The organism is Streptomyces sp. NPDC017056 (assembly GCF_044332485.1).
Lineage (GTDB): Bacteria > Actinomycetota > Actinomycetes > Streptomycetales > Streptomycetaceae > Streptomyces.
This window is the reverse complement of sequence record NZ_JBIRPD010000004.1, coordinates 232,149-244,492: the sequence shown is the minus strand read 5'-3', so window position 1 is coordinate 244,492 and position 12,344 is coordinate 232,149. Positions and strand designations below refer to the sequence as shown.

Below are 12,344 nucleotides of genomic sequence, written 5' to 3'. Positions count from 1 at the left end.
TTTCCGTGAACGCCCGTCGGGCGGCCCGTAGTTGGCGGGCGGGGCGGTGGTGTGCCGGAGTTTCCCGAGGTACGCGCACGAGGCCGGGGCCCGGCTGTCCGCGGGCCGGGGCGGTGCGCGGGCGGCGCCGCGCGGTGCGCGGCCTTCACGGGCCCATACCGGTCGTTCCGGCGCGCGGCGGTGCGGCCGCGCGCCGGGTTCCCGCAACACGATCCGGCCGGCCGGAGCCGGCCACGCAACGGGAGGAACCCCTCATGGTGGTGGTGATGGCCCCAGGGGCCACACAGGAGGACGTCGACGTCGTCGTCGGCCTGGTGCGTTCGGTGGGCGGGGACGCCTTCGTCAGCCGGGGGGTGACACGTACGATCGTGGGCCTCGTCGGGGACGTGGACGAGTTCGACGCGCTCAACCTCCGCAGCCGCAAGGGGGTCCTCGACGTCGTACGGATCTCCGTTCCGCACAAGCTGGTCAGCCGGGAGCACCACCCGGCGCGGACGGTCGTGCGGGTCGGCGGCGTGCCGATCGGGCCCGACACCCTGTCCGTCATCGCGGGGCCGTGCGCGGTGGAGTCCCCGGAGCAGACCCTCGCCGCCGCCCGCATGGCCAGGAACGCCGGGGCCTCGCTGCTGCGCGGCGGAGCGTACAAGCCGCGCACCTCGCCGTACGCCTACCAGGGCCTGGGCGAGAGCGGGCTGCGCATCCTCGCGGACGTGCGCGCCGAGACCGGGCTTCCGGTGGTCACCGAGGTCATCGACCCCGGCAGCGTCGAACTGGTCGCCTCGTACGCGGACATGCTCCAGATCGGCACCCGCAACATGCAGAACTTCGCGCTGCTCCAGGCGGTCGGTTCGGCGGGCCGGCCGGTGCTGCTCAAGCGCGGTTTCGGCGCCACCATCGACGAGTGGCTGATGGCCGCCGAGTACATCGCGCAGCGCGGCAACCTGGACATCGTGCTGTGCGAGCGCGGCATCCGTACGTTCGAGACGGCGACCCGCAACACCCTGGACATCAGTGCGGTGCCGGTGGTGCAGCGGCTGTCCCACCTGCCGGTGATCGTGGATCCTTCGCACTCGGGCGGGCGCCGGGAGCTGGTCCTGCCGCTGCTGCGCGCCGCGCTGGCGGTCGGTGCGGACGGCGTCATGATCGACGTGCATCCGGCGCCCGAGAGCGCGCTGTGCGACGGCGACCAGGCGCTCCAGGAAGCCGACATGCGGGAGATCGCCAGTACGGTCTCGGTCCTGTCGCCGCTGATGGGGCGGACCCTCACCCAGCCGGTGCCGCAGGCCGTCACGGGCGCCGCCTCCTGAGCCGCCGGTAGGGGTACCCCGACGGGAGGCGGACGCAAGCGCACACAACCCACCGTCCGGCCGATTGGTACAGGCCATTTCCCGCGACCGCGGCCGGACGGCTGGTGCCCCCGGGGGTTGCTGTTCCCCGGTGCACCACGGCGACCGCGATAGGGGTACCGGTGCTGAACCCGTAATGTCGCCGGATACTGACGAATCTCGAATCTTGCGGTATGTCGGAGAGATGCGATACGCACAGGGCGGCGGACTGACCGCCGAGCGGCGGGAGTTCCGCGAGCGGCTGCGCCGGAAGGCGGTCGAACGGTTCACGCGGGGCGAGGCCAACGCGGTGATCGCCAGAGACCTGCGGGTCAGCGTGCGGTCGGTGCAGCGGTGGCGGAAGTCCTGGGAGTGCGACGGTGCGCGGGCGCTGGACTCGAAGGGACCGGCGTCCCGGCCGCGGCTGGGACCGGCCCAGTTCCGGCAGTTGGAGGCCGAACTCGCCAGGGGGGCGGCGGCCTACGGGTGGGCCGACCGGCGCTGGACGCTGGAGCGCATCCAGACCGTGATCGCCCGGCGTTTCCAGGTCGTGTACACGATCCAGGGTGTGCGCAAGATGATGCGCCGTCACGGTTGGGCGTACGTGCCGCCGGTGCGGCGGGCGGCGGGGCAGGGGCCGGGCGACGGGCCCGCCGACGCGGCGGGCGGCTGGGTACGTGCCGAGGGCGGACGGAACGGGCGCGCCCCGCGGGCGCCTCGGTCGCCGGGGGGCGAATGACGGCGCGGCGAAGGCGGCCTTTCCCGGGGCGATCGACTTTTCCGGCAGTTCCGCTTCCGGGAAAGGAGGGAAGCGACATCGCAGGTTCAGGCGCGCCAGGTAGGGGTGCCCCGTAGATAAAGGCGCTGTTAGAGTATGTATCTGAATGGGGGAAGATGGTTTGTTTGAATATGAGTTCCGCTTCGCGTCGGGTGTTTCCGGCGAAGCGGGAACCTTCCTCCCCCGCCCGGAGTTGTAGAGGGTTGAGAAGCGGGGGTGGGTTCTACGCCTGATCGGCCCGGCGATGTCTCTCTCCGGCGGACATCGCCGACGCAAGGGCCTGCCGTAAGTCGTTAGGGTGCGTCGGCGCGAGCTTGCGCACGGGGGAATCACAACGCGAGGAGCCTGGAGTGGAACCTGGGCAGGCGCACATGGATATGGATACGGTCGTCGAAGTGGAGATCGGTTCACTGTCGGTGGCCGGTTCTCCGCGCATATCGGGGGAAGACGAGGAGCACGTCGAAATGCTGGCGGTGGCGCAGGCGCCGCTGCCGCCCATCATCGCGCACCGCGGGACGATGCGGGTGATCGACGGTGTCCACCGGCTGCGGGCCGCCGAGCGCCGCGGCGACGACAAGATCGCGGTGAGATTCTTCGAAGGCGGCGAGGCCGACGCCTTCGTACTCGCCGTGGAATCGAACATCTCGCACGGCCTTCCGCTGTCCATGGCGGACCGCAAGAGCGCGGCCGAACGCATCATCCGTTCGCACCCGTTGTGGTCGGACCGGATGATCGCCTCGGTCACCGGTATCGCCCCCGGCACCGTCGCGGAGATCCGCCGCCGGGTGTCGGGCGCGGCGGCGGGGCGCGGCCGGATCGGCCAGGACGGCCGTTTCAGGCCGCTCAACGGCGCCGAGGGCCGCCGGCTCGCCGGCGACCTCATAGCCGAGAACCCCGGGCTGTCGCTGCGGCAGATCGCGCGGGCGTCGGGCATCTCGCCCGAGACGGCGCGTGACGTGCGCAACCGGCTGCGCCGGGGCGAGGAACCGCTGCTCAAGGGGCGGGGCCGGACGGCCAGGGCGCACGAGGACCGGGAGCCCGCCGGGCACACCGGACCGCGCGACGCCGACGAGGGCGCCACGGCGCCCGCCCGGATCCCGGCGCAGGACCGGACGGTGGTCGTACGCCGCCTCAAGGTCGACCCGGCCCTGCGGTTCAGCGAGACGGGGCGCACGCTGCTGCGGCTGCTGAGTATTCACACGATCAGCGCGGAGGAATGGGACGACATCATGGCGAACATTCCTCCGCATTGCAGCGGCATCATTGCGCAACTGGCCCGCGAGTGCGCGGATATCTGGGCGGATTTCGCCCAGCGGGCGGAACGGAGCGTCGTCGAGACGGTCTGACGTTCCGGCCGCACGGCCGGGCGTGGGCCAAGTGAGGAAAGTGTCCGGTCGGACGGTTGGAAGACCGTCCGGCCGGACTTTTCTTCTGTACGGGGAAATGCGGTACGGCGGCCGGAGCCGGCTTGCGCCATGCGTACGCCGAATGCGACCGGCGCCGAATATAAGCGACGCCGCGCCTGTGGGGAGCGTCCCGGCCACCTCGACGAGAACCGGCCCGACATGCGCCCGAAAAGCCCCTCATCGCCGCGCTGAGCGGTAGCGGTAACGTCTCGTGGACGCCTGTGGGAGGAAGCCGTGCAGGGGGCGGCCGGGACACCTGCTGCCCCCGTGGGGGGAGGGCCGAAGTGGACACCGAGACCCTGGTGACGGTGGTCATCGGCGACGTGGCGCTGATCGTCGTCGTCTCGTGGCTGCTGGGAGCGGCGGCCCGCCGGTGCGGCCAGCCGGCCGTCATCGGCCACATCGTGGCGGGCATCGCCCTGGGGCCGACCCTGCTCGGCCGGCTGCCGGGCAACCCGACGGAGCGCCTGTTCCCACGGGAGGTCCTCCCCTTTCTGTCGGTGCTGTCCCAAGTGGCCATCGTGCTCTTCATGTTCGTGGCGGGGTACGAGATCGACGCGCGCCAGCTGCGCAGGGGCGGCCGGGCGGCTGCGCTGGTGGCGCTCTTCGGGCTGCTGGTGCCCGCCGCGCTGAGCGCGGGGGCGGTGCGGCTGCTGCCGGGCGTGTTCTCGGCGGTCGACCCGCGGCACGCGAGCGGCCGCTCGTTCCTGCTCTTCATGGCGGTGGCGACCGCCGTCACCGCCCTGCCGGTCCTGGTCGCCGTCATCCGCGAACGCGGCCTGGCGGGCGGCCCGGCGGGCACGGTGGCCACGACCGCCGCCGGGCTCATGGACGTGGCGGCGTGGCTGGTGCTGGCCGCCGCCCTCGTCGGCACCGGACACGCGCCGGGCCGCCCGTGGTCCCTGACGCTGCTGCTGATCGCGGTGTTCGTGGGCGGCATGTTCCTCGTCGTACGCCCGGCGCTCGGCTGGTGGCTGCGGCGCTCCGAGGCGCTGGTGGCCAACCAGGTCACCATCGCGCTGGCGCTCGCCCTGGGGAGCGCCTGGGTCACCGCGTCGCTGGGCCTGCACCCCGTCTTCGGCGGGCTGCTGGCGGGGCTGGTGATGCCCAGGCGGGACGGCGTGCCCGACGCCGACGTGCTGCGGTCGATGGAGCACAGCGCCGGGCTGCTGCTGCCGCTGTTCTTCGTCACCACCGGACTGTCGTTCAACATCGGCTCGATGGACGCGGACGCCGGTGTCCTGCTGGCGCTGATCGTGACCGTCGCCACCGTCGGCAAGCTGGTTCCGGCGTACGTGGCGGCGCGGCTCGGCAGGCTCGACCCGCACCAGTCGGCACTGGTGGCCGCGCTGGTCAACACCCGCGGCCTGACGGAGCTGATCGTGCTGAACGTGGGGCTGGAGGCCGGTGTCATCGGGCCCGGGCTCTTCACCGTCCTGGTGCTCATGGCCCTGGTCACCACCTTCGCGACCGGGCCGCTGCTGTCCCTGATAGGCCGCAGGAACGCGCCGGAACCCGAGGCCAGGGCGCTGTCCTTGACGGGGTCTCAGCAGAAGTGGACCAGCGAGTAGGAAGGGGACGGCGGCCCGTGGGGTGTTCTTCTGAGGCGTCCATCCGGCCTGCTACAGCGGGTCGTTGGCGGCGCGTAGCATCGACAGTGTCCATGGCGGGGCCGGTGGACGAGACGGCGGAGGACCGGGGAGAGGACGATGATCGAGGTACGGGTGGACCCCGAGATCTGTGCGGCTTCCGGCATGTGCACACTGCTGGTGCCCGAGGTTTTCGACCAGTCGGAAGAGGACGGCACGGTGCTGCTCGTCGACGCGACGCCCGCCGCGGGACTGGAGAAGAAGGTGCACACCGCGGCCCTGCGGTGCCCGTCCGGCGCCATCACGGTGCACGAGGCGGAGACGGACACCGCCGGCTCGTGACCTGTTACGGTTCGCCGGCAGCGACCCCGATCCGTACCGTACGCAGCCGCCGCGCGTCCGCGGCCGTCGCACAGCCCGCCAGGCCCAGCGCGTCCGCCAGCTCGGCAGCCAGCACGTCGAGCACCCGCCGGACGCCGTCCTCCCCCGCCGCGGCCAGCCCCCACACCGGCGGGCGCCCCACCAGGACCCCGTCCGCGCCCAGCGCCAGCGCCTTGAGCACGTCCGTCCCGCAGCGGACCCCGCCGTCCACCAGCACTTCGCAGCGGCCGCCGACGGCCTCGGCGACCTCGGGAAGCGCGTCGATGCCCGGCAGGGCACTGTCCAACTGACGACCTCCATGGTTGGACACCACCACGGCGTCCACGCCGGACTCCACCGCGCGCACCGCGTCCTCGGGCGCCAGCACCCCCTTGAGCACCAGCGGCAGCCGCGTGTGCGCCCGCAGCTCCGCGACGTGCGACCACGTCAGGGCCGGGGAGAACGCCTGGCCCGTGTGGACGGCCACCGCCGAGGCGCCGGCGGCACGGTGGTGCGCGGCCGAGGCGCCGCCGCCGAGATGGGCCGCCCGCACCCGCTCCGGCAGCGTGAACTCGTTGCGCACGTCCCGCAGCCGCCGGCCCATCCACGGGACGTCCACGGTCAGCATCAGCGCCTCGCAGCCGGCGTCCTCCGCGCGGCGCGCCAGCTCCAGCGCCCGGCCGGGCTCCCGCAGCCAGTACAGCTGGAACCAGACACTGCCGCCGACCGCAATGACCTCCTCCACCGGGACGGTGCTCAGCGTGCTCACCGTGAACGGCACGCCCGCCGCCTTCGCCGCGCGGGCCGCCGCCAGTTCGCCGTCGGGATGCACCAGGCCCTGGTACGCGACCGGGGCCGGCGCCACCGGCATCGGCACCGGACGGCCCAGCAGCTCGGAGCCGGTCGTGCACCGGGACACGTCCCGCAGCACCCGCGGCCGTACGAAGACCCGGTCGAACGCCGCGCGGTTGGCGGCGAGCGTGCGCTCGCGGCCGCTGCCGCCCGCGACGAAGTCCCGCACCCCGGCGGGCAGTACCGCGACGGCAGCGCGCTCGACGTCCTCCAGGGTCAGGAGCGCGTCCGCCGCCCCCTCGCCGGGTGCGCCGTCCTCACCGAAGGACACGCCGGCCCTTCTTCTCCATCTCCACGGCCTCGTACAGCGCCTTGATGTTGGAGCTGCCGAAGGTCTCCGCGCCCTGCCGCTCGATGACCTCGTAGAAGATCGTGCGGCGCGGGTGCGCGGAGGCGGTGAAGATCTGGAACAGCTGCCCGCCGTGGTCCTGGTCCGCCAGCAGGTTCGTCGACCGCAGATCCTCCAGGCTGTGGTCGCTGAGCGCGATCCGCTTGCCGAGCAGGTCGTAGTAGGCGGCGGGGGAGCTGAGGAACTCCACGCCGCGGCCGGTCAGGGTACGCACCGCGTGCACGGCGTCGTCACAGGAGAACGCGAGGTGCTGGACGCCGGGACCGTGGTGGCTCTTGAGGAAGTCGTCGATCTGCCCGGGGGCCGCCGTGGTGTCCGGCTCGATGAGCGTGAGCGTGACCCGGCCGGTGGGGCTCTGGACGACCTTGGAGTCCATCGCCTGCGCGCCGACGACGATGCGCTCCTCGAAGACGTCCCGGAACCCGAAGGCCCGCCGGTAGAACTCGACGGTCCCGGCGAGGTCGCCGTTGTCCAGGCACACCGCGACGTGGTCCAGCTCCAGCAGCCCGACCTCGGTGGGCACCGGCCGCCGCGACGGCAGGGTCGCCACGAAGCCGACCGGCAGCCCGGGGTCCTCGCCCGGTTCCCGCTGCACCAGCGTGTGCACCACGTCACCGAAGCCGCTGACGGCGGCTGTGACGCCCGCGCCGGGGCCCTCGTGCCGGGTCGGCCGGCGCAGCGCCCGCGCGCCGCCGGCGACCGCGCGGTCGAAGGCGCCCGCCACGTCGGCGGTGCGCAGCGCGATGTCGGCGACGCCGTCGCCGTGGGCGGCGACGTACACCGACGCCGGGTGGCGGTCGGAGGTCGCGGCGGTGAGCACCAGGGTGATCGTGCCGTGCCGCAGCGCGATGCTGCGGTGCTCCGCCGACCCTCCGGTGCCGACGACGGCGAACGCGTATTTGTCCACCCACCCGAACGCCGCCGCGTCCAGGTCGTCGACGTACATCTCGACGTAGTCGATGGAGAGGTCGCTGACAGCAGCCGTTGCCGCTGTGGTGTCTGAAACTGTCATGAGAGTCCCCGTTTGAAGGAATGATCCGGGCGCGGCTCGTCGAGCCGGAGCGCCGACCGAAGCGGACGGATTACCTGCCGTATGACCGGCCCCGGCCGGGGCCTGCCTAATCCGCGGACCTCTTGGGTGAGTTCGCCACTGCCGCCGGACAGCGGAAGGCGAACTATTACGGTTACCGCCAGACATTACACCGGCGGTAAGGCCGTCGCACCTGTCAAGAATGAGAGGGGCGCGCACCGCCGGCCGGTGCGCTATCGCCTTGACCCGGGCGTGCGCCGGGACAACCATTGCTGTCGATCCGGCCCCTGGGGGATGCTGACGGTGTGGTGCGTGCCCCGGCCGTACGCGCCGTACCGCTTCCTGACTGACAGAAGGCAGCCATGGAAATCATGCAACCGGAATTCGTCGCCGAACTGAATACCGCGACGCTGCACGCGTCGCTGGCCGACGCCTCGATGGAGTCGATGAATCTGCTGAACCAGATCGCCGATAAGTATCCGGAAGCGATCTCGTTCGCCGCCGGACGGCCGTATGAGGGGTTTTACGACTCGTGCCAGGTACACAAATACCTGGAGGTCTTCTGTGATCACCTCGGGGTCGAACGCCGGATGACGGAAGCGGAAATCGCGCGCACCCTGTTCCAGTACGGCGAGACGAAAGGGATCATCGCCGGGCTCATCGCGCGGAGCCTCGCCGTGGACGAGGGCATCGAGGCCGTGGACGGGTCGGTGGTCGTCACGGTCGGCTGCCAGGAAGCGATGTTCCTCGTGCTGCGCGCGCTGCGCGCCGACGACAGCGACGCCGTGCTCGCGCCGCGGCCCACCTACGTCGGGCTGACCGGCGCGGCGCTCCTCGCCGACCTGCCCGTCCTGCCGGTGGCGACGGGGGAGTACGGAATCGACCTGGACGACCTGGTCACCCAGCTGCGCCGCGCGCGGGCCGCGGGCCGGCGGGTGCGCGCCTGCTATGTGACCCCCGACTTCGCCAACCCGGTGGGCGCCAGCATGGGGCTCGCCGACCGGCACCGGCTGCTGGAGATCGCCGAGACCGAGCACCTCCTGCTGCTGGAGGACAACGCGTACGGCGTCTTCCACACCTCTGGCGAGCGGCCGCCGACGCTCAAGTCGCTGGACCGCAACCGCCGGGTCGTCTACCTGGGCTCGTTCGCCAAGACCGGCGTACCGGGAGCCAGGGTGGGTTACGTGGTCGCCGACCAGCGGGTGACCGGCCCGGGCGGCGGCGGGCTGTTCGCCGACGAACTGTCGAAGATCAAGAGCATGCTCACCGTGAACACCTCGCCGATCGCGCAGGCGGTCATCGGCGGCAAACTGCTCAGCCACGGATGCAGCATGGTCGAGGCCAACCGCCGCGAGACCGCCGTCTACCGGCAGAACCTCAACCAGGTGCTGGCGGGCCTGGCCCGGCGCTTCGGCGACTGCCCCGGCGTCACCTGGAACGAGCCGACCGGCGGCTTCTTCGTGGTGCTCAGCGTGCCGTTCTGCGTCACCGACGACTTCCTGGAACACGCGGCCCGGCGGCACGGCGTGCTGTTCACCCCGATGCACCACTTCTACGACGCGTCGGCGCAGTGCCGTCAGCTCCGGCTCTCCATCAGCACCCTGACGCCCGAACGGATCGAGAAGGGGCTCGACCGGCTCGCCGCGCTGATCACCGAACGGCTCCGGGGCAACGGCGCCCACGCGGCGGGCGGTGCCCGGTGATCCGCACCCTGGCCGTCGTCGGCACCGGGCTGATCGGCACCTCGCTGGCGCTCGCCGCGGCCCGCCAGGGCGTGACGGTGTACCTCCAGGACCGCGACGCGGCCGCCGTACGGACCGCCGCCGCACTCGGCGCGGGCATACCGGGGCCGCCGCCCGGACCGGTGGACCTGGCCGTGCTCGCCGTACCGCCCAGCCAGGTCGCCGCCGTACTCGCCCAGCAGCAGACGCGCGGGCTGGCCCGTACGTACACCGACGTGGCGAGCGTGAAGTCCGAACCGGAGCAGGCGGTCCTGGCCGGGGCGCCCGACCCGACGCGCTACATCGGCGGCCACCCGCTGGCCGGACGGGAACGGTCGGGGCCGCTCGCGGCCCGCGCGGACCTCTTCCAGGACCGGGCCTGGGTGCTCACCCCGTCCCGGCTGACCTCGCGCACCGCCCTCGACCGCGCGCTGAGCCTGATCGCGCTCTGCGGAGCCGTACCCGTGGTGATGCGGAGCAAGGCCCACGACGACGCGGTGGCGCTCACCTCCCATGTGCCGCACGTGGTGGCGAGCCTGATGGCGGCCAGGCTCCGCAACGGCCCGCCCCAGGCGCCGCGGCTGGCCGGCCAGGGACTGCGCGACGTCACCCGCATCGCCGGCGGGGACTCCCGGCTGTGGAGCGACATCCTCCAGGCCAACGCCGGAGCCGTCGCCGGCGTCCTCACGGACCTACAGGCCGACCTGGGCGAGCTGGTCACCGCCCTGCGCGACCTGGCGGGGCCCGCGCACCGGCGCAGCCCGCAGAGCCTGCGCACGGTCGTGGACCTCCTGGACCGGGGCATCGCCGGACTGGACGAGGTGTCGGCGGACCGCGCGGGCGGCCTGCCGCGCTCCGCTTCCGTACGCGTCCGGATCGCCGACCGCCCCGGCGAGCTCGCCCGGCTCCTGGACGCCACCGCGGACCTGGGCGTCGGCCCCGAGGACGCCGAAGTGCGGCCCGACGCGGAGGCATCCGACCTGTCGGTCCGCCTCGCCGTGCCGGCCGCCGTCGCCGGGCGGCTGCTCGTCCGCGTCACCGCCGAGGGGTGGGACGCGGACCGGGAGGGCGGCGACCTCGCGCTCACAGGACAGGAGGCAGGCCGACGGCCGTGAAGAGGCCGGGCGGGAACACGGTGATCTCCGCGACGCGGTCGTCCTCGACGCGGAGCACCTCCAGGCCGTGCGCACGGTGGAAGCGCTCTCCCGGGTCACGGGTGTAGACGGCGGCGGCGGGCTGCCGGTTCATCCAGGCGGGGACCCGGCGGCAGTCCGGCGGGTCGGGGCGGCGGGCGGTCAGGGCCGCACGCCGCAGTACGCGGGCGAGCGCGTCCTCGCCGCCCCGGTCCAGTGCGGCCAAGTAGCGTCGCAGCACGGCGCTTTCGTCCGTGGGCAGCCGGCCACTGCGGCGGTCCGGCAGCCGGTCCCGTACCGCCCGGCGGGCCCGCTGGAGCGCGCTGTTCACCGCCGCCGCACTGACCCCGAGCGCCTCGGCCGTCTCCCGTGCCGACCACCCCAGTACGTCCCGCAGGACCAGCACGGCCCGCGGGCGTGGCGGCAGGAGCTGGAGCGCCACCACGAACGTGAGCGCGATGTTCTCCTTGGCCACCACCGCCTCGTCCGTACCCGTCCGCTGGGCCGCCACCTGCTCCGGCAGCGTGTCGGGGCAGGGCTGGAGCCAGGGCAGCGCGGCCGCCGGCACCGGGCCGCCGCGCGGCGGCCTGACCACGGCGCGCGGCCGGCCGGCCAGGAAGTCCAGGCACGCCCGGGTGACGACGCGGTACAGCCAGGTGCGCAACGTCGCGTGCCCCGCGAAGGTGTCGCGCTCGCGCCACGCCCGCAGCAGCGCCTCCGCCACCAGCTCCCCCGACTCCTCGTACGAGCCCAGCATCCGGTAGCAGTGCAGGTGCAGTTCCGGCCGGTACCGCGCCACCAGCCGGGAGAACGCCGCCGCGTCGTCCCGCGCGCCGGCGCCCGCCGGGCCCTCCTGCACCGGTTCTCAGCCCAGTTCGAGGCTGGTGACGGCGTAGCCGCGTTCCGGGCGGGCCGGTCCCGCGGAGCCGGTGTACATCCGCATGGTGTGCGAGTCCGGCTCCAGGCCGCGCGATCGGGCGAGGGACCGGGCGCTGTGGTGCGGGTCGGGTATGTCCAGGCTCACCGTTTCGCCGGGGCCGAGATGCGCGGTGAGCGCGTCGAAAAGGGCCTCGGCGCCCCGGGAGGTGTCCGCGAACAGGGGGCCGAGGCGCATCCCGTCGCGGGCCGCCCGTATCACGCCGTACCCGGCCACCCGGCCGTCCCGCAGCTGCGCGTACGCGTGGTGGCCCGGGGCGGTCAGCCAGCGTCCGAGGAACGGGCGGCGGTCGGCGGGGAAGCACTGCCGGTCGTACGCGGCGATCTCGTCCAGGTGCCCGGCGCCGACGGGCACGACCGGCACCGCCGGCGTGCCGGGGCGCGCCGGGCGGCCCCGGTAACGGGTGGTCCGGTAGGCGGTGGTGAAGCCGGAACGCCGGTAGGTGGCCTCCTGCGCGGGCACCGCGTCCAGGCCGACGACCCGGTCCCCGGCGTGCGGTACGGCGGCGCGCCAGGTGGCCAGGCCCAGCCCGCGGCCGCGGTACTCCGGGTGCACCAGGTAGTAGCCCAGGAACGCGTACTCGGGCGAGTAGTTGACGACGGAGACCGCCGAGACCAGCCTGCCGTCGAGGCGGCCGGTGAAGAAGCCGTCCGGGTCGGTGGGGTGGAAGCACGCGGTGTCGCCGCGGCCGGGGTTCCAGCCCTCCTCGGCGGCCCACTCCGCCACCTGGTGCCACTCTTCGAGGGTGGCGGGGCGGACGGTGAACGCGCCGGCCGGTGCGCCGGGGTCGGCGGCGAGCGTCGCGGTCGTGGTGTGCTGGCTCGGGATGTCGCCGGAGGCGGTCATACCTGGTGTACGTCCTTG

11 protein-coding genes are annotated in these 12,344 nt (G+C 73.2%); 7 read left to right on the top strand and 4 right to left on the bottom strand.

What is annotated here, in order from left to right:
• Positions 1 to 254: 254 nt before the first annotated feature.
• The 5 genes from aroF to ACH4OW_RS09530 all read left to right on the top strand — a co-directional run bounded on the left by aroF (position 255) and on the right by ACH4OW_RS09530 (position 5,440).
• Entirely contained in the window at positions 255 to 1,307 is a 1,053-nt protein-coding gene (aroF, locus tag ACH4OW_RS09550) for a 3-deoxy-7-phosphoheptulonate synthase (protein WP_360123703.1), read from the top strand.
• Between the two features lie 223 nt (positions 1,308 to 1,530).
• Positions 1,531 to 2,064, top strand: coding sequence for a winged helix-turn-helix domain-containing protein (locus tag ACH4OW_RS09545; RefSeq protein ID WP_360123700.1), 534 nt, complete (start codon positions 1,531 to 1,533; stop codon positions 2,062 to 2,064).
• A 410-nt stretch (positions 2,065 to 2,474) separates the two neighbouring features.
• The gene (locus ACH4OW_RS09540) at positions 2,475 to 3,449 is read left to right on the top strand and encodes a ParB N-terminal domain-containing protein (RefSeq protein ID WP_398026316.1); all 975 of its coding nucleotides are present in this window, start codon (positions 2,475 to 2,477) and stop codon (positions 3,447 to 3,449) included.
• Positions 3,450 to 3,793: 344 nt separating this feature from the next.
• Entirely contained in the window at positions 3,794 to 5,080 is a 1,287-nt protein-coding gene (locus tag ACH4OW_RS09535) for a cation:proton antiporter (RefSeq protein ID WP_398026314.1), read from the top strand.
• 138 nt (positions 5,081 to 5,218) lie between these two features.
• Positions 5,219 to 5,440 carry a ferredoxin gene (locus ACH4OW_RS09530; RefSeq protein WP_398026312.1) on the top strand — a complete coding sequence of 74 codons (222 nt, stop codon included), beginning with the start codon at positions 5,219 to 5,221 and terminating at the stop codon, positions 5,438 to 5,440.
• A 4-nt stretch (positions 5,441 to 5,444) separates the two neighbouring features.
• Here the strand turns inward: ACH4OW_RS09530 and ACH4OW_RS09525 are convergent, their stop codons facing one another.
• Positions 5,445 to 6,581, bottom strand: coding sequence for an alpha-hydroxy acid oxidase (locus ACH4OW_RS09525; protein WP_398026310.1), 1,137 nt, complete (start codon positions 6,579 to 6,581; stop codon positions 5,445 to 5,447).
• On the bottom strand, positions 6,568 to 7,671 hold the full coding sequence (gene hppD / locus ACH4OW_RS09520) for a 4-hydroxyphenylpyruvate dioxygenase (protein ID WP_360123685.1): 1,104 nt from the start codon (positions 7,669 to 7,671) through the stop codon (positions 6,568 to 6,570). The genes ACH4OW_RS09525 and hppD overlap by 14 nt, the downstream gene beginning before the upstream one ends.
• Positions 7,672 to 8,051: 380 nt before the next feature.
• Here hppD and ACH4OW_RS09515 point away from each other — a divergent pair, with 380 nt between their 5' ends.
• Complete coding sequence (locus ACH4OW_RS09515; RefSeq protein WP_398026307.1) at positions 8,052 to 9,392, top strand: PLP-dependent aminotransferase family protein; 1,341 nt, start codon at positions 8,052 to 8,054, stop codon at positions 9,390 to 9,392.
• Positions 9,389 to 10,525: a prephenate dehydrogenase gene (locus ACH4OW_RS09510; RefSeq protein WP_398026305.1), complete on the top strand. Its 1,137-nt coding sequence runs from the start codon at positions 9,389 to 9,391 to the stop codon at positions 10,523 to 10,525. Before ACH4OW_RS09515 ends, ACH4OW_RS09510 begins: the two co-directional genes overlap by 4 nt.
• Here the strand turns inward: ACH4OW_RS09510 and ACH4OW_RS09505 are convergent.
• Together ACH4OW_RS09505 and ACH4OW_RS09500 are read right to left on the bottom strand one after the other, a co-directional pair.
• Complete coding sequence (locus ACH4OW_RS09505) at positions 10,494 to 11,402, bottom strand: sigma-70 family RNA polymerase sigma factor (RefSeq protein ID WP_398026303.1); 909 nt, start codon at positions 11,400 to 11,402, stop codon at positions 10,494 to 10,496. The genes ACH4OW_RS09510 and ACH4OW_RS09505 overlap by 32 nt on opposite strands.
• Before the next feature lie 6 nt (positions 11,403 to 11,408).
• Entirely contained in the window at positions 11,409 to 12,326 is a 918-nt protein-coding gene (locus ACH4OW_RS09500) for a GNAT family N-acetyltransferase (RefSeq protein ID WP_360123674.1), read from the bottom strand.
• Positions 12,327 to 12,344: the final 18 nt, after the last annotated feature.

What these genes read in the sequence shown, in the direction of transcription:
- ACH4OW_RS09500 (WP_360123674.1), bottom strand. Translation starts at nt 12,326, where the DNA reads ATGACCGCCTCCGGCGACATCCCGAGCCAGCACACCACGACCGCGACG.
- ACH4OW_RS09515 (WP_398026307.1), top strand. Translation starts at nt 8,052, where the DNA reads ATGGAAATCATGCAACCGGAATTCGTCGCCGAACTGAATACCGCGACG.
- ACH4OW_RS09545 (WP_360123700.1), top strand. Translation starts at nt 1,531, where the DNA reads ATGCGATACGCACAGGGCGGCGGACTGACCGCCGAGCGGCGGGAGTTC.
- ACH4OW_RS09530 (WP_398026312.1), top strand. Translation starts at nt 5,219, where the DNA reads ATGATCGAGGTACGGGTGGACCCCGAGATCTGTGCGGCTTCCGGCATG.
- aroF (WP_360123703.1), top strand. Translation starts at nt 255, where the DNA reads ATGGTGGTGGTGATGGCCCCAGGGGCCACACAGGAGGACGTCGACGTC.
- hppD (WP_360123685.1), bottom strand. Translation starts at nt 7,671, where the DNA reads ATGACAGTTTCAGACACCACAGCGGCAACGGCTGCTGTCAGCGACCTC.
- ACH4OW_RS09540 (WP_398026316.1), top strand. Translation starts at nt 2,475, where the DNA reads ATGGATATGGATACGGTCGTCGAAGTGGAGATCGGTTCACTGTCGGTG.